The sequence below is a fragment of the Sulfurimonas sp. HSL3-7 genome (assembly GCF_039645985.1).
Lineage (GTDB): Bacteria > Campylobacterota > Campylobacteria > Campylobacterales > Sulfurimonadaceae > Sulfonitrofixus > Sulfonitrofixus jiaomeiensis.
Genome location: NZ_CP147919.1, coordinates 1,572,628 through 1,590,177, shown reverse-complemented (window position 1 = coordinate 1,590,177; position 17,550 = coordinate 1,572,628). Strand labels below are relative to the sequence as shown.

Annotated in this window: 14 protein-coding genes; 8 read left to right on the top strand and 6 right to left on the bottom strand. The window is 48.7% G+C overall.

Annotated features, from left to right (window positions below):
• Window positions 1-5 precede the first annotated feature (5 nt).
• Window positions 6-746: a 2OG-Fe(II) oxygenase gene (locus tag WCY20_RS07980; protein ID WP_345974166.1), complete on the bottom strand. Its 741-nt coding sequence runs from the start codon at window positions 744-746 to the stop codon at window positions 6-8.
• A gap of 3 nt (window positions 747-749) precedes the next feature.
• A complete protein-coding gene (locus WCY20_RS07975) occupies window positions 750-1,577 on the bottom strand; it encodes an SDR family NAD(P)-dependent oxidoreductase (RefSeq protein WP_345974164.1) in 828 nt (275 codons plus the stop codon).
• A 116-nt stretch (window positions 1,578-1,693) separates the two neighbouring features.
• Between WCY20_RS07975 and msrA the strand changes: the two genes are divergently transcribed.
• On the top strand, window positions 1,694-2,248 hold the full coding sequence (gene msrA / locus WCY20_RS07970) for a peptide-methionine (S)-S-oxide reductase MsrA (protein WP_345974162.1): 555 nt from the start codon (window positions 1,694-1,696) through the stop codon (window positions 2,246-2,248).
• Between the two features lie 68 nt (window positions 2,249-2,316).
• Window positions 2,317-2,826 carry a hydrolase gene (locus WCY20_RS07965; protein WP_345974160.1) on the top strand — a complete coding sequence of 170 codons (510 nt, stop codon included), beginning with the start codon at window positions 2,317-2,319 and terminating at the stop codon, window positions 2,824-2,826.
• Between the two features lie 70 nt (window positions 2,827-2,896).
• Here WCY20_RS07965 and WCY20_RS07960 read toward each other — a convergent pair whose 3' ends face one another.
• The 3 genes from WCY20_RS07960 to WCY20_RS07950 are packed head-to-tail and all read right to left on the bottom strand — an operon-like array spanning window position 2,897 to window position 7,070.
• Window positions 2,897-5,152: an MMPL family transporter gene (locus WCY20_RS07960; RefSeq protein WP_345974159.1), complete on the bottom strand. Its 2,256-nt coding sequence runs from the start codon at window positions 5,150-5,152 to the stop codon at window positions 2,897-2,899.
• Between the two features lie 11 nt (window positions 5,153-5,163).
• Window positions 5,164-6,306, bottom strand: coding sequence for a hypothetical protein (locus WCY20_RS07955; RefSeq protein ID WP_345974157.1), 1,143 nt, complete (start codon window positions 6,304-6,306; stop codon window positions 5,164-5,166).
• A gap of 17 nt (window positions 6,307-6,323) precedes the next feature.
• Entirely contained in the window at window positions 6,324-7,070 is a 747-nt protein-coding gene (locus tag WCY20_RS07950; RefSeq protein ID WP_345974156.1) for an outer membrane lipoprotein-sorting protein, read from the bottom strand.
• 95 nt (window positions 7,071-7,165) lie between these two features.
• Here WCY20_RS07950 and WCY20_RS07945 point away from each other — a divergent pair, with 95 nt between their 5' ends.
• From WCY20_RS07945 to WCY20_RS07920, 6 genes are all read left to right on the top strand, one after another.
• Window positions 7,166-7,828 (top strand): TetR/AcrR family transcriptional regulator, encoded by a 663-nt coding sequence (locus WCY20_RS07945; RefSeq protein WP_345974155.1) that lies wholly within the window; start codon window positions 7,166-7,168, stop codon window positions 7,826-7,828.
• Window positions 7,829-7,877: 49 nt separating this feature from the next.
• A complete protein-coding gene (locus tag WCY20_RS07940) occupies window positions 7,878-8,684 on the top strand; it encodes a DUF4405 domain-containing protein (protein ID WP_345974153.1) in 807 nt (268 codons plus the stop codon).
• A gap of 179 nt (window positions 8,685-8,863) precedes the next feature.
• Window positions 8,864-9,379: a DUF2238 domain-containing protein gene (locus WCY20_RS07935; protein ID WP_345974152.1), complete on the top strand. Its 516-nt coding sequence runs from the start codon at window positions 8,864-8,866 to the stop codon at window positions 9,377-9,379.
• A 431-nt stretch (window positions 9,380-9,810) separates the two neighbouring features.
• Window positions 9,811-12,528 (top strand): DNA polymerase I, encoded by a 2,718-nt coding sequence (polA, locus tag WCY20_RS07930; RefSeq protein ID WP_345974150.1) that lies wholly within the window; start codon window positions 9,811-9,813, stop codon window positions 12,526-12,528.
• A gap of 155 nt (window positions 12,529-12,683) precedes the next feature.
• A complete protein-coding gene (gene ccsA / locus WCY20_RS07925; protein ID WP_345974148.1) occupies window positions 12,684-15,821 on the top strand; it encodes a cytochrome c biogenesis protein CcsA in 3,138 nt (1,045 codons plus the stop codon).
• A 128-nt stretch (window positions 15,822-15,949) separates the two neighbouring features.
• Window positions 15,950-16,276, top strand: a complete 327-nt coding sequence (locus tag WCY20_RS07920) for a hypothetical protein (RefSeq protein ID WP_345974146.1) — start codon at window positions 15,950-15,952, stop codon at window positions 16,274-16,276.
• Between the two features lie 71 nt (window positions 16,277-16,347).
• On the opposite strand, the gene WCY20_RS07915 is transcribed toward WCY20_RS07920, so the two are convergent.
• Window positions 16,348-17,322 (bottom strand): HEAT repeat domain-containing protein, encoded by a 975-nt coding sequence (locus WCY20_RS07915; RefSeq protein ID WP_345974144.1) that lies wholly within the window; start codon window positions 17,320-17,322, stop codon window positions 16,348-16,350.
• Between the last annotated feature and the right edge of the window lie 228 nt (window positions 17,323-17,550).

The following is a 17,550-nucleotide window of genomic DNA, read 5'->3' as shown; positions in this document are numbered from 1 at the left end:
CGCCTTTAGAGCAGTGCATCATGCCACTGTACCAGCGTAAGCCGATAGCCCTCGGTGACTGTTTTGACTTCATGGGTATAGATAGGGTTGCTAGCAAAGACGATCAGCGTCCCCATCTTCGGTCTAAACATAACCGTATTGTTTTCTTTGTCTTTAAAATAGTTGAATGTCAGCTCGCCGCCGCTGAACTGGTAGGGAGTATGAACATCGTCACTGTGTTCGCTTGTAAACAGTACGCTGCTGATCTTTCTCTGCGGCGCGACCTGTTTAAAACCCACAACCTTTCCGTCAGGATCGACCAGCATGTTTGAGTCGTCTGCATGCGCTTTGTAGAAAGAGCCGGGGGTGTATTCGAGTACCTGCACATCTGTTGATGTTGTCAGTGAGAGTGAAAAGAAGTGTTCTATCTGCGGACGGGCCCGGTTGAAAGACTGGGTATAGAGCTTTTTATGTGCGGGAGAGAGGGTGAGGATCTTCGTCTTTCGAATCTTCTGATTTAACTTTTTCCTTCTGCTCAGCAGCGCGGCATGTTTGGCATTTTTAGCTTTTTGCGCTGCATCGAGTATCGCTTTACAGCTTAACTCATCCATAAACCCCTCGATGACCAGAAACGGGAATTCCGCATAGGGTGAAGGGAGCAGGGGCGCTGCGATATCAAGGTCAAAGAGAAACGCTTCGGCGAATATCTTGTCACTGATCTGACGTACTTTAGGGGCAGATACTTCATGGTTTAACAGGGCGTTCATCATTTAGACCTTCAACAGGATTTTGTCGAGCCACGATGTCGGCAGTAAACGTTTGAACGTGCCTAAAAGGTGTGTTGCCGCGGTAATATAGTAGCGCGGCTTCGGTTGAGGCTTTTCAAGCGCCAGAACCACTTTTCTGATGACCTCGATAGGCTCTTTGGTAAAGGGGTCGTTCTCGCTTTTTTTCGCTTTGCGTGCCAGGACCTCTTCATGGTACTCTTTAGCAAAACAGCTCTTGTCGATGTCGACATAGTGCAGAAACTTCTCGGTCGCATTGTCGCGGAACCTGGAGTGGATAGGACCCGTGTTAAGCGTGACGACATGGATGTCGGTATCGTCAAGTTCCAGCCGGAGGGTATCGCAAAGCCCTTCAATGGCATATTTGCTGGCATTATAGGCACCGCGAAAACGCAGTGAGATGAGGCCGAGTACGGAGGAGTGCTGAATAATGCGCCCGTAGCCCTGTTGCCGCATCACAGGGATGATGCGTCTTGTCATCTCATGCAGACCGATGACATTGGTCTCAAACTGTTCGCGAAGGGCCTCTGCCGGTACATCCTCCAGGGCGCCGGGCTGCCCGTAGCCGGCATTGTTGAAAAGGGCATAGAGCGTGCCGCCCGTCTGCTCCAAGACGGCGGCCAGGGCGCTGTCGATGGAAGCGGTGTCGGTCACATCGAGTTGAAAGGCGTTGAACCCCTCCTCACGGAGTGTTTTGACATCATCCGCTTTACGTGCCGTGGCAAAAACCTCGTAGCCGTTGTTATGCAGAAAGTGTGCTGCCGCATAGCCGATGCCGCTGGAACAGCCTGTAATTAAAATGGATTTTTTCATAAACGAATTTTAGCCTAATAGAGATATGTTTGAGGCATAAAAATACGGTTAATTTTCCATTCGTCTCTTCATCCTACAATAGGGTAAGATATAGTGATATGACAAAAGGATGAAGAATGGGAAAGATACTCTTGATATTATTGACATTGGCAACGTCACTGCTGCTGCATGCAGAGGATAAAGAAGGACTCCAGAAGGCCTATTTTGCGGGCGGCTGCTTTTGGGGCGTTGAGTACTACATGGAGAAACTGCCCGGTGTTAACGATGTGGTCTCCGGGTTTATGGGCGGGCATCTTGCGAACCCCTCCTACCGGGATGTCGTCTTCAAAAAGACCGGCCATCTAGAGACGGTAGAGGTGATCTATGATCCGAAAAAGATCAGCTACGAGACCCTTGCCAAAAATTTCTTCGAGATCCACGACTTTACGCAGACCGACGGGCAGGGCCCCGATATCGGCGAGCAGTACCTATCTGTCATTTTTTACAGCGATGCGGATGAGAAGGCGGTTGCCGAGAAACTGGTCTCTATTTTGACGAAGAAGGGCTACAAGGTGGCGACAGCGATCCGCAAGGCCGAGACCTTCTACAAGGCAGAGGGGTATCACCAGGATTATTACGAACGTCACGGGAAACTGCCTTACTGCCACGGGTACAAAAAAATATTTGATTGAATGCAATGGGCTTTTGGCCTATAATATAGAGTGGCTGAATAGGCTTTATAAAGAGAAGGAGAGAAAAGATGGAGACCAATGCTTTACCCAGATACGATATGAGCGACAACCCTACAAACTGCTGCCCAAGGTTCAAGCCTGAAGGGTGGGATGAACAGGAGCTGCACTTTAAAGACAAACTTTTTCTCAAGGCGACAACCCGAAGTCTCTTCCACATCCCGCTGAACATGGGCTCTGTTTTCCCAAAAACCTTTGAAGCCATAGAAAAAGCAGAGGCGCAGGAGATGGAACAGTTTATTGTCCTCTCCTATGACCCCTCTGCCTGGCGGGGCGAACACTATTTCGCCGTCACCAAAGCAGTGCCGGGGCAGGAGATGGTAAAGATGAACGGCGATTTTCTGACAAAGGTCTTTGAAGGGCCCTACAAAGATGCTCCGAAGTTCGAAAAAGAGATGGAGATCTTTGTCAAAAGCCGGGGGAAAGAGGCCAAGAAAACGTACTTCTTCTACACGACATGCCCGAAGTGTGCGAAATTCTACGGCAAAAACTATATGGTTGCTGTCACCGAGGTCGAATAATCCGCGCACTGTATACAGACTGCAAAAAAATTGACAGATATAAAAAGATCTTTGATTGAAGTTAACAACCTTAAACACCCTTTCTGTAAAACAGACTCAACAACGCAGGCAACAACAACAGGTCCAACAACAGCGCAATATTTAAAGCGCTGACCGTCACGATTGAAAAATTGACGTTCGGAATAAAGCTGCTGACACCGAAGAGGGCAAATGTCAACGATAAGATAAAGGTGGTCAAAATCATTGCGTTGCCGCTGTGACTGATGACGTAATCGATGCTCTCTTCAAAACTTTTAGTTTTGATCGCATCCAGGTACTTGCTGAAAAAGTGAATAGTGTCGTCGACAGCTATGCCCAGAATAACAGCGGCCGAGATGGCTATGCCCAAATCTATATTTATCCCCAAATACCCCATGACGCCGGCTACCAATAGTACGGGTGCTATGTTCGGCAGGATGAAAAGCCAGAGCATCTTGATGTTTTTAAAAATGATCAGCATACACAACAGCACGATCAAAAGCGTAACGGAGATAGAGATCAAGAGCGTATCGGTTACACTCGACTGCATGTAGGCGAAAATAGCTGTCTGCCCCTGTACATCAGCGCTGTACCGACCGTTTTTCAGCCACCACTTTTTTATCCACGCTATCATTTGCAGATCTTTTGACGTATCCACAATATCGGTATGGATAGAGAGTCTTAGAAACCGTTCTGTCGTGTCGATCTTATCGTTGAGTTCCATCCCCTGAGGCAGGCTCATTGAGTACAGCAGCAGGTACTGCGCGACCAACTCCTGCTCTTGTGGCAGAATGCTCGGGGAGTCTTCGTTTAGTACCTTTTGCATGCGGACAACAATATCTTTCAGTGAGGTGCTGAACCGTACATTCGAAAATTTGGACTTAAGTGCTTTTTCAAACCTTGCTACCGTGTTCAAAAACTCCGGGTTTTTTACACCTTCTTTCTCTTTCGAATCCAAAATGATCTCATAGACTATCGATCCGGTCAGGTTTTTCTCTATAAAGTCGCTGCCGCTCCGCACGACGGTATCGGACGAAAAGAACTTGATACTGTTGCTGTCCACTTTGACAAAACTTATGCCGAAACCCAGTGTCAGGAGTACAACGGCAAAACCATAGATGATCTTTCTGTCATGTCTGACGACAAAAGCACCGTAGCCTTTTGTGCTCAACAGGTTTAAAAATGTTATCGGCTTGACCGCATAATCATCTTTCAGGGTCAGCAGAATAGCCGGAACAAGGGTGATACTGAAAACAAACGCCAGAACAGCCCCCGTTGTTATGGCAATACCCAAGGTCGAGATCGGTTCAATGGCGCTTAACCCCAGTGAGGCAAATCCGGCGGCTGTCGTGAAAGATGTCAAGGCTATCGGCAGAATATTCGTTTTTAACGCAATAGAGACGGCCTCTCTGTTGGCCATCTCTTTCATCTTGTAATAGACCCATGCAAGATAGAGGTGCATGGAATCGGCAATAGCTATGGCCGTAATAAAAGAGGGGATGTTTACTGTAAAGTTATTGAGTTTGTATCCCAGTATCATCTGCATACTGAGCACGGTCAAAAAAGTAAAAACGATTACGACTGACGGAACCAACACCCCGACGACACTTCTAAAAAGGATCGATAAGATACTCAATACCATAACAACGGCAAGCGGCATAAGGACCATGGCATCACTGCGTGAGACAGTCACAAGCGAAGCGGTGATCGCAGGGGCACCGGTGATATGGAATGTATAGCCGTTTTTCTTGGAAACGCTGCCGGTTATCTCTTCGAGCTTCTTCATCACATAGATATTGACCGCTTCATCTCCGCCCGTTGTATCGGAAAGCCTGACAGCTATCATGGTGGTAAGGGCATCACCGCTTATCAGTTGGTTCAGGATCAGCGTGTCCTGCAAAGCCAGCCGCTTTTTTTCTTGCAGGTGTTCCGGGGTGCTTATGAAATCTTCTACGATGATCTCATCATCTTCTGAGCGGATATACTGATAATTTGTCAGGCTGTCGACCTTTCTGACACCGTCAATATTTTTGAACTGTTCCGTTAAGGTCAAAATAGTATTGACGGCCTTTTCGGAAAATATTCCCTCCTCATCTTTAAAAGCGACGATGAATGTGTCATCGCCGCTGAAGGATGTCCTGAAATGCTCATAATCGTGTATGATCTTTGACTCTTTATCAAACCAGATTCGGTAGCTCCCCTCATATGCCAGATCTTTTAAAGAGATCGACAACAAGGCGACAGTGAGAGTCGCTAAAACTAAAAGCTTATATTTTTGCCGATCTAAAAAGTGCAGGTATCCATCCATCTTGCTCTCCTTTAAAATGTATAGGTCAAGCCAAGAACAACTCTTCTTGTCTCACCTAGTTGTGACAGAAGAGTGTTTTCAGAAGGCAATGGCTGTAAATATTCGCAATTCAGAACGAGGTTATCAACAATCCTTGATCTGCCTTCGGCTTTAATAATTTGCTCACCACTCTTGATGTCATACAAAACACCGCCCTTGAGCTGACTGCCGCTTGGATCGTTAAGATCCAATCTAAACGCTATAAAGATATCATTGTCATAGATCTCGGATATATCAACGTTCTCTATTTTCTCCTGTCTGTAGAGATAACGGTAGTACTCGGCATACACACTTATATCGGCACCAAAAATGTCATAAAAACCGTTTTCAGCCCCGAAAGAGAGTTGGGTATAGTCACTTATATCGTCATCGCGGATCACATCCGTGTAGCCCGCTTCACACTTGAAAATAGCACTCTTATAGACGACGTTTGAAAGCAACAGCACCTTGTTGACCCTGTAGGCATACTGTGAGAGGCTGTTTTGGCTGATCATCTTGAAATATCGTTTGTTGTCGTATCCATGAAGAAGGATGATCTTTGTTTCGCTGTCGGCAACGGTATCATCGGTAAAACTGTACATAAGATGCAGAGTAGGGGTGTAGCGCCCATCGCTAAAGAGCAAGGTGTCGTCATAATCCAGAAGAAACGGGGAATATGGTTCATCTACAGACGGATATTTTTGATCTTCTTCATAAAACCTCACACCGAATTCCAAACGGCTTTCATCAAAGTATTTCGATACGAAGAAGCCCCATGAACCCAGTTTGGCACTCTTGTCAAAGGGGTCAAGCAGATAGTTCTTTTGATTGTAGACGTCAGCTATATTGAACCCCTCTAATTCGCCCCAGTACCTGATCACTTTTCCGAGCGTAAAACTGTACTCTTCATACGCTTTGCTCACATAGAACTCATTGAGCAGAATGTATCTTCTATCTTTATACTCGCTGCTATAGAGGTACTCCAGCAACACGTTCGTCGTAAACAGATCATTCTGCAGTGTCAGTTTTGTATTGCCTGAAAGCACGGCTTCATCAGAAAATTCATCGTAGTTTATATACTCTAAAGAGAGATCGGATCTATAATCTGCGGCATGTGCATATATCACAACCATCAAAATCAATAGAACCCTTGTCATTTAAGTGCTCTTTTTGAAAAGTCGTAAGGCTTCAGTCCCGCTTTGATCTCATCCTGATCCCAGATCAGCAGACTGCTTTTGCCGCTCTGAACATTGTGCATGTTGATCTTTTGGATGCGATAGAGATTGTCAAGCTTTCGATACTCTGAAAAGGTCACTTCTTTCAGCAGTCTGTTCTGCTTGTCGTAATACTCTCCGAATCTTGCCAGGTAACTTTTGGTATCGATGTAGACAACCTGTCTGGAGTACCCGCTGTTTTTGTCTTTTGGAACTCTTGTGATCTGAAAATACTCGAGCCCGTCTTTGTTGATTTTTTGGGCTTCGCCCTCATAGGTATAGTTTTTATAGTTTTGCGAGGCGATGTCTTCGTAGCTGAACTCACTCGCCATAAAAGAGCCGGATCGGTTGCTTGCGCTGATCCGTTTCACCCTTTTAAGGGCAGGCAGGTAGAGCCACTGCCTGTCGTCTCCTCCTATCTGTTCGAAACTCAGCAGTTTGGTATTTTTAATATCAAGCGGGTATAAAAAACTTATCAGCGATCTATCCCCGTCATCTGTCTCCAGCTTTTTGATCTCCAGTTTCCTGGTATTCTCAACGCCTTGCGCATTTTTGAGAATCATCGTGGTCTTAGAGACACTGCTTCCATATCCCGATATCGCTTCGTACGACTTTCTGGCAATATCTGCAGAACTTTGGGCAAACAAGCCCACACTCAGTACCGACACTAGTAGTATGTTTTTCATATTTCCACCTCCAGAATTTAAATGTGAACAATGTTAACATAATAAAATTTAAATGTAAACACTGTTCACATTGGGTATTGTGATAAAATACTTTCATGATAAAAAACGACTACCATCATGGAAATCTGAGAGAAGAGTTTTTACGGACAGCTTTTGATTTTATTGCAGAAGAGGATGTCGAAAAACTGACGTTGAAAGTATTGTCTGATGCTACCGGTACTTCAAGGTCAGCAATCTATAGGCATTTCCGTTCGAAAGACGCGCTTATGGAAACTGTCATCGAAAAGGGCTTTGAAGAGTTCGATGACACGATATCGCCTATATTGGGCCTAAAAAGCAGACCTCTGATTGAGAGGTTCCATGAAAGCGGAAAAGCGTATATCGGTTTTGCAAAGAAAAATCCGAATCTTTACAGATTGCTTTTCGGACACAAGTACGCTGCAATCAGAGAAAGTATCATCAGTATAAAAGATGATGACTGCAGCGGTTTCGGCGCCTTGAAACTTGCCATAGAAGAGGGGCAGCAAAGCGGGGTGTTAAAGAAGGAGAGCAGTTTTAACAGAGCTATTGCCATCTGGTCATCGCTTCACGGATTGTCCCTGCTGATCATTGACGGTTTCATGGATGTCAGCAGTATCTCTGATGAGCTCTATGAGAATGTGTTTCAGGACATGCTAAGTGTTTCGGTTGCGAACAAAGTAAAACTTTTATCCGGCATACCCTTCGGTGAAAAAATTCTAAACCCCAAAAACAGATAGAATGGCAGAATGAGATGAAGAAATCCAAAAACAGATCAGGCGGTATAGTATGAAAAAGATAACCTCGTTGAGCCTGGGGCTCTCCTTTCTGATCATGAGCTACACCGGCATCATGCTCTTTCTAACGCCGCACGGGCGTGTCGCCTACTGGAGTGACTGGCATCTGTGGGGATTGACGAAGACACAGTATGCAGAGCTTCACACGACCTCGATGCTGACTTTCCTTTTCTTCGGTGCCTGGCATATCTACTATAACTGGAAGCCGATTATCAGTTACCTCAAAGATGCCAACAGAAAGATCTCTTTTACCAAAAGGGAGTTTGTGATCGCGCTTTTGATCAACCTCTTTTTCGTTGCCGGTACACTCTACCCGGTCCACCCGATGAAGGCCTTTCTTCAGATGGGGGACAAGATCAAAGAGTCCTGGGCCAAGCAGTACGGTGAGCCGCCTTACGGCCATGCAGAGGAGACGAAACTGCGAGTGTTATGTCAGAAACTGAACATAGACCTTGACCAGGCAAAAGAGATCCTGCAAAAAAACAACATTGTCTTTAAGGAAGACGAATCACTGCTGACCATTGCCGAAAACAACCATATGAGCCCCAGTGATATCTTCAAGCTGATCAGAACAGAGAAGCCGCATGGCGAAGATGAGAATATCCCCTCCGGGCTGGGCCGAAAAACCCTGCAGGAATTAAGCGACATGAAAAAGATCGATCTCAACCGCTCGATTGAACTTTTAAAGGCAAAAGGGATTGATGAGGTTACCCCCGACAGCAAGATAAAGAACATTGCCGACGAGTTGGGTGTGATGCCTGTGGAAGTGTACAAGTTGCTGGCTGATCAGAGCAGATGACAGAGGTTTTTGATAAGGACGTTGCAAAAAGTGCTTTAAGGGAAGATGGCCTACAATAGCCAGAGTGGCAGATGTGAGAAGCCAGGAAAGGAATACCCATTAAATATCTTTGGATCACTGTTTTCACTGCCGTCTTTGTCTGGTCGGGTATAGAGCCGAAAGACCGTCTTACCTGGGTTTTGGAGGTTCTTCCCGCCGTTATCGCGGTGGTTGTATTGGCATTTACCTACAGACCGTTCAGGCTGACTCCGCTGCTTTACCTGTTGATACTGCTTCATTGCATCATCCTGATGGTCGGCGGCCACTACACCTATGCGGAAGTCCCTCTGTTTGACGACCTGAAAGAGGTGTTCGGTTTTACACGCAACAACTACGATAAACTCGGCCACATCGCGCAGGGGTTTGTTCCGGCGCTGGTCGCACGGGAGATCCTCATACGAAAACAGGTGATAAACGGTGCTGCCTGGCGGACTTTCTTCATCGTAAGTGTCTGTCTGGCCATCAGTGCTTTCTATGAGATCATTGAGTGGTGGGTGGCGCTGGCCACAGGCGACAATGCCGAAGCCTTCCTGGCCTTGCAGGGGTACACTTGGGACACGCAGTCGGATATGTGGTTTGCGGTGGTCGGGGCTGTCGCCGGACTGCTCCTTTTAAGCAGGGTTCACGACCGGCAGCTTGCTGATATTGAGCATTAATGATCCTGGTTGAGAGAGTTAAGGGCATCTCTATAAACCCCAGTTATCCTCAGCGCTAGAGAAGTACACAATCAAGGCAACTCTTTGCACCCGAGGCAGGCTAACGCACAAGCCCTGGCCATTGCTATGGATATCTCCTAATAGAGTACTAAACGTACTCTTATTAAAAGTTAAGTCGTATATAGAATGTGTCTGCTTCTCCCTAGTGCCCACGGGAGAGATAAAGAGAGCGACCTTGTACATTAAGCGCAATGCAGGGCGGCACTAAATGCCGTATCGTAGAATTTTCTATCCTCATAGCTACGGCTATGACTCAAAAAAGTTCTGCACCATCTCATCTCTCTTTCTCCCCTCTGAGGCGGACTAGGGTTTCTAGAGGTGCCCATAAGCTTTCTTCGTTAAAATACAACGACTATTTTACAAGGCTTTTTATGTCTAAGACCATAACGATTATTGATACTTTCGGCTTCTTTTTCAGAAGTTTTTATGCGCTTCCGCCGCTCTCCAACAAAAAAGGGTTTCCGACCGGGCTGTTGACCGGTTTTACCCACTTCATCGACCGTATCGAAAAAGAGCATACGACCGATTATCTTGTTTTTGCTCTCGACTCGAAAGGGCCGACCTTCCGCAACGAAATCGATCCCAACTACAAAGCGAACCGTTCCGCACCACCCGAAGAGCTCTCGATGCAGCTTCCGATTGCGATCGAGTGGATAGAGAAGATGGGCTTTCACGCCATTGCAAAAGATGGCTTTGAGGCAGACGATATCATTGCATCGCTGACGATTGAGGCGAAGAAAAGAGGCTACACCGTACGGGTGGTCTCGCACGACAAAGACCTCTATCAGCTTATCGACGATGAGAAGGTGGTGCTTGTCGATGCGATAAAGCGTAAAGATATCAACGAAGACGAGTGTTTTCAGAAGTACGGCATTCATCCCTGTCAGTTCACCGACTACCAGGCGATACTCGGTGACAGCGCGGATAACGTGCCGGGTGTCAAGGGGATAGGAAAAGTCGGGGCGCAAAAGCTTCTCAGCCAATACGGCACCCTGCAAAACGTCTACGATCACATCGACGAGATTAAACCGCCTGGTATCCAAAAGAAGCTGCGCGAGTTTGAGACCGATGCCTGGATGTCGCAAAAGCTCGTCACCCTTCGCACGGACATTTTGGAGGGGATCGACTTTACCCCGTTCGCCCTGCCTGAAGAGAACCCTTTTATTCCGATCTATGACGAACTGGTCGAGTACGAGATGAACGGGATCCTGCGCACCCTGCATGCCAAAAAACTGGTCGATCCAGAAGCGCCTCCCGTCTCGCCGAAGCCCAAAACAGCCGACGAGGTGATGGCGGCGGCTAAACCCAAAAAGCTGGATCTCGACACCCGTCTTGTCACCGATGAAAAGGAGCTGATGGCACTGCTCGGCGGCCTTAAAAGCGATGATATCGTCGCCTTCGACACCGAGACCACGGGACTGGAACACACCAGAGACCACCTTGTCGGCTTCAGTTTCGCGCTGAACGACGAGGTCGCCTACTATGTGCCGGTCGCCCACTTCTACCTCGGTGTTCCCGACCAGGTCTGCAAAGAGACGGCGCAGAAGGCGCTGCGCAAGATCTTCGCTTCACGCGTTGTCGGTCACAATATCAAGTTCGATCTCCATTTTGTCGCGGATTTTCTCGGGGTCGAGACGCTCGACATTTACGGTGACAGCATTGTGCTCTCCTGGCTGGTGAACCCCGAGAGCAAACATTCGCTCGACCATCTGGCCCAGGAGTGGCTCGATCATGAGATGATCGCCTTCAAGGACACGGTCAAGAAAGGGGAGACCTTCGCTTCTGTCGAGCTGGAAGACGCGGCGAAGTATGCGGCGGAAGATGCCCTTATTACGCGCAGACTTTTTAACATTCTGCTCGAAAAACTCAAGCTGCAGGGTGCGGAACATCTTATCGATCTCGCCCACAGCCTTGAATTTCCGTTTATCACGACGCTTCTTGAGATGGAACGCGCCGGGATCATGAGCGATGCCAAAAGTCTTGAAAAGTTCAAAGAGGAGGCGAAAGAGAAACTCTCCGAACTGACCGCGGCGATCTACGAAGCCGCCGGCGGCGAGTTCAACATCAACTCGCCGAAGCAGCTCGGCGATATTCTCTTCGACAAACTGCAGCTGCCGGTGGGCAAAAAACGGAGTACCGACGTGAAGGTGCTGACTGCCCTGGCTGACGAGCACCCGATTATCGGCCTTATCCTGCAGTACCGGGAGATGTTCAAGCTCTACTCGACCTACATCGAACCGCTGCTGGAACTGAACCGTCAGAGCGAAGACGGGCGCATCCACACCTCGTTTGTTCAGACGGGAACCGCGACGGGGCGTTTGAGCTCCAAAAACCCGAACCTACAGAACATCCCGACCCGTTCGGAACTCGGCGCACGCATCCGCGAGGCCTTTGTCGCGCCGGAAGGCAAGGTGCTGATCGGCATCGACTATTCGCAGATCGAGCTGCGTCTGCTGGCCCACTTCTCGCAGGACAGCGTTCTGGTCAACGCCTTTAAAGAGGACAAAGACATTCACATGCAGACCGCTATCGTCCTCTTCGGCGAAGAGGATGCCCCGGCCAAGCGCAATATCGCTAAAACGGTTAACTTCGGGCTGCTCTACGGCATGGGGCAGAAAAAACTCTCCGACACCCTCGGCATCACGACAAAAGAGGCAAAAAGCATTATCGAGAAGTACTTTGAGAGCTTTCCGACGGTCAAAAGCTATTTTGCCTCCATTGTCGAACTCTCTAAAGAGCAGGGGTACGTTGAGACACTGCTGGGGCGCCGCCGCTATTTCGACTATGCAAAAGCGGTACCGATGGTAAGAGCGGCTTATGAAAGGGAATCGGTCAACACCGTATTCCAGGGCTCGGCTGCCGACCTGATCAAACTCTCCATGAACAAGATCGCCGATGTGATAAAAAAGAGACGACTTCCTGCAAAAATGTTGCTGCAGATACACGATGAGTTGATCTTTGAAGCCGATGCGGCAGAGGCCGAAGCCGTTGCGAAGGAGTTCAAAGCGATCATGGAGTCGATCGTGCCGCTCAATATCCCTTTGAAGACATCGCTTAACCTCGGCAGACATTGGGGTGAGCTCAAGTAGGGCGCGCAGTCAGGATCTCCCTGAAATACCACTTTTTTGGGGAGTTTCTTTACTTTGAGTTAACAAAAAAAATATAGAATGTGCAAACCAATTATCAGGGTGTTTTTAGAGCTCTTATCCGAAAGATCTCTAAAGATGCCCATCTAAGGAATATAATGAAAAAAATCATAGCAATAGTCGGGTCGATGAAGACGATGGCTATACTGATGCTGGTCTTTGCGGTCAGCGTCGGTTATGCCACCTTTATCGAGAACGACTACGGTACACCAACGGCCCAGGCTGTCGTCTACAAAGCGCAGTGGTTCGAGGCGCTGCTGATCATTCTGGCGATCAACCTGATGATCAATATCGTCCGTTTCAGGATGATACAGCAGAAAAAGATCCTTATCCTGCTTTTTCACGTCTCGTTTCTGGTCATCCTGGCCGGTGCCGCGGTGACGCGCTTTTTCGGTTTTGAAGGGATGATGCATATCCGTGAAGGGCAGGCCTCAAACCTCCTGACCTCTTCCGATACCTATCTGAAAGCAGTCTTTACCGATAAAGAGGGGAACAGAAGCCAATACAAGCAGCCGTTTTTACTCTCCAAGATGACGGAGAACAGTTTTGATGAGACCGTTGATCTTGACAGCGGCAAAGCGGTAGCGATCAAACTTCTGGAGTATATCCCCAACGCGACCTACTCGATCAAGGAGGACCCAAATGGCAAGCCTATTATCAACATGATGGTGACAAACGGCAGCCAGGGGCAACCGGTACAGCTGGAGCAGGGCGACTACTTCGAGAGCAACTCGGTCATTTTGAACTTCGGCTCAAAAGCGAGTTTCAGCAAGCCTGTCATCTCCTTCTATGTCGAAGACGGCACACTCTTTATGGACAACCCGATGGACCTCGCCTATCTGAAGATGGATGACCAGAGCCGGGGCGAGCTGAAAGCGTCGACCAGGGCCGAAGCGGCGAAACGAACCCTCTTTACGGCAGGGACAAGCAACTTCGTCATAAGAGATTTCTATCCTAAAGCATCGCGCACGCTGGTCTCCTCCGAATCGAAAAAGGGACCGATGATGCGCGCCAGCAACCGCGACGCCCTCCGTTTCGAAGTGCGTGTCGGTGACGCGCGCCATGAAGGCGTTGTCTTCGGCCAGAACGGTGTTGTCGGCGAACCGCTGAACCTCTCGTTTGACGGGCTCGAGGTGGCTCTGACCTACGGCGCCGAGTACATCAAGCTGCCGTTCGCGCTGAAACTGGTCGACTTCGACCTTGAGCGTTACCCGGGTTCAAACTCGCCGGCATCCTACGCCAGTGACGTCGTCCTGATCGATAAAGAGCAGGGGATCGAAGAGCCGTTCCGCATCTACATGAACCATGTCCTCGACCACCGCGGCTACCGCTTCTTCCAGTCGTCGTACGACCAGGATGAGAAAGGAACCGTACTCTCCGTTAACAACGACCCGGGAACCCTCCCGACCTACATCGGCTACCTGATGCTTGCCATCGGTATGTTCGGATCGCTCTTTGCCAAAGGGCGTTTTTCGAGACTGATGAAGCTTGCACGCGATGCAAGCGAAGCGCAGAAGGCTGCCGCCGCCGTTGCCCTGATGCTGGGTCTGATGTACACGCCGACTCTTCATGCCGAAGAGAACCCGCTGGTCACCGAGATCAAGAAATTCGACAAGACGCACGCCGCCAACTTCGGCCGACTGATTATCCAGGACAGTGCAGGGCGTATGAAACCGGTCGACACCCTCAGCACCGAGATCATGCACAAGATGAACCGCAAAGGTTCGATCCTCGGGCTCAATCCGAATCAGATTATTCTCGGTATGATGACCCGTCCGGAGGCGTGGCGCGAGATCAAACTGATCCGTACCTCGCATAAGGATGTCAACAAGCTGCTCGGACTCGGCGAGAAAGAGAAACTGGCGGCATTCTCGCAGTTTTTCGAATTTCCTGACGAGATGGCCGGTTACAAGCTGACCGAAGCGGTCAACGAGGCGATCCGCAAAGCGCCGGGCAAACGCGACAAGTTTGACAAGGCGGTCCTGCAGGTCGACGAACGCGTCAATGTCGCCTATATGGTCTTCTCGGGAGCACTGCTGCGCATGTGGCCTGTACCGAACGACGAGAACAACAAGTGGCTCGACACCATGGGCGCTCTGCAGGGAATGCAGGGCGGCGACGCCTATAAGGTGCGCGAGCTGGCAGTCAACTACTTTACCGCGGTCGACACGGGCCTGGCAACAGGGCACTGGGGCGAAGCGGACAATGCTCTGGTCGCGATCAGTGAATATCAACATGATGTCGGTGCCGCTGTCTATCCCGACAATTCGAAAGTTGCTCTGGAAATCTGGCATAACCATGCCAATATCTTTGAGCGCCTTTGGCCGCTCTACTTTCTGGTCGGTTTCACACTGCTGGTGCTCTCGTTCGTCAAGATCATCAAACCGCGTTTCGGATTGACCTTCTTTACGAAGGCAAGTTTCGCGCTGCTTGTGCTCTTTTTGATCTTCCATACGATCGGTCTGGCGATCCGCTGGTACATTTCGGGCCACGCCCCGTGGTCGAACGGGTATGAGTCGATGGTCTACATCGCCTGGGCAACGGTACTGGCCGGGTTCATCTTCTCGAAACGCTCGCCGATCACCCTGGCGGCGACGTCGATCCTGACAGGGCTTATTCTCTTCGTGGCCCACCTGAACTGGATGGACCCGCAGGTGACCAACCTTGTGCCGGTCCTTCAGTCCTACTGGCTGAGTATCCACGTTTCGATGATCACGGCGAGCTACGGCTTCCTCGGTCTGGGCGCACTGCTTGGCTTCATCACCCTTGTGCTCTTCATCCTCAAGAACAGCAGCAACGAGCGTCAGATCTCCCTCTCCATCAGAGAGCTTAACGCCATCAACGAGATGAGCCTGATGATCGGGCTGGCGATGCTGACGGTCGGTAACTTCCTCGGCGGCGTCTGGGCGAACGAGTCGTGGGGGCGTTACTGGGGCTGGGATCCTAAAGAGACATGGGCGCTTGTGACGATCCTGGTCTATGCGGTGGTGATCCACCTGCGCTTTATCAAGACGCTCTATACGCCGTACCTCTACTCAGTCATCTCGCTGCTCTCCTTTACGTCGGTGCTGATGACCTATTTCGGCGTCAACTACTACCTCGCGGGGATGCACTCCTACGCCAAAGGCGACCCGGTGCCGATCCCGGATTTCGTGCCGGTGACCTACGCGATCGTCTTCATCATCATCGCGTTGGCCTACCGCAAGCGCAAGCTCTTCGACCCGAAGAACTGCTAGACCTCTCCCTGCGAAAGCAGGGAACCTCCTACTACCTTTCATTCTGCTAGCTTTTTTGGCCCTTTTCGGCTCTTTCTGTATAATACCCCTATTGCAATCCAAAAGGGTACCCCTAAAAAAGGCTAAGAATGAAGGGAAAGATGATAATCACCTACAAAGTCCTCTGTCAAAAAGACACGAACCTGGAGATCACTGTTGAGATGCTCTTAAACAACGAGAAAGTGGCCAAGGCGATCAAAAGCGAGTTCGCCAATGGGGTACGCAACCTCGTGCTCAACAGCGACGATAAAGAGGCACTATTGACCCTCGCCACAGAGAAAGAGCTCTACCAGTTCGAAGTGAGCAAAAACGACTTCGCCGATATCCTAGACCTGGCCGAAGAGAACGCCAGAAGCCGCAAGCTGTTTAAGAAAGAGTGTGACAGGGTGGAGATCGTCGATATAGAGACGGTGTAGAATTCAGAGAGCAGACCTGTTTAGCCTTTAAACAACTTTGAGAGTCATTTAGAGCCTAAAACTCCGTACGATCAATGGCTGTACAGATTAATGATCTTTAAATTCCAAATAGCTTCATTACTTGTTTTTCCTGTCCAGAATGCTTGTCTTTGTGCCAGGTAATCATACGCTTCCTTCGTTCCCAGGTCCCCGATACTTTTTAAAGCCATCGCTCTATCTTGCCATAGTGTGGCATTCTTATTGATTGAGACCAGAAATGAAAACTGCGTTTTCTCCCCCAGTGTCCCAATGCCGGAAATGGCTGCCAGTCTAATGTACTCATCGGGGTCGGTCGTGAGTGTTTTAAGATAGTCTATGCTGTTTTTGTTGTTGGAAAATCCCAGTTCATACACATCCATATAGGTTGACCGGCCATGTGCTTTTGTCGCGATACTCTGTTTTAATCTTTCAACAGACTGATCACTCAGTTTATGGCCGAAATACGCTTGGTTGATCTTTGCAACAACCTCTTTGATCAACAAGGTAGTCGCTTCATTATAGCAAGGCTCAAAGACTTCGTTCATACTCCAGACCGGTGTCTTCGCTCTTTTTATTAAGGAAACAAAGCTTTTGGTCTCGTCACCGACCTTCATTTCTACTTTCAATGTTGATACGGTGACCAGCGGTGAAAATCCTGTTGCCCTGTGTGTGATGATCTCGAAATGGTCCAAGGTCAATTTATCGTCGGCAGGGCTTACAAACTTGAGGGGAATCTTTCGTGCGGCTATCTCATTTTGCAGTCCGGATTTTATAAAGTCACCGGCATCTATTTTTTCATGATTATGCTCAAGAATAAAGACCGTTGTTCTGTCTCCTGCAGCGACTTCATGGTCTTCATTTAGATCACTTTCAAACTCCACCTTCATTTCACTGCTGTTGGCATCCTGGTAACTTGTTTCTGACGGCTTGGGTGAGTCAACCGGAATTTTGATACTACATGCCTGCAAGAAAACAAGCACAAGGCTTACTGGCAGTAATGTAGTAAATCTTTTTATCTGTCCATTCATAACAGTTCCTTTTATTTACATCGTGATACAAGATATATAGCTATATTTACATATTTACTATAGCAAAATAGAATTTGTTTTTCTTGATGAATGTTGTGTGAAATAGAAGGTCTGCTCCTTTAAAAGAGGGGATAAAGGAAGTGTTGACGTAGGTTCGACTGCTGTTGGCCGAGGAGGTCGTACTGTTCATCTTCTCGCTTCCACCGTTCATGGACAAGTGGGAAGGAG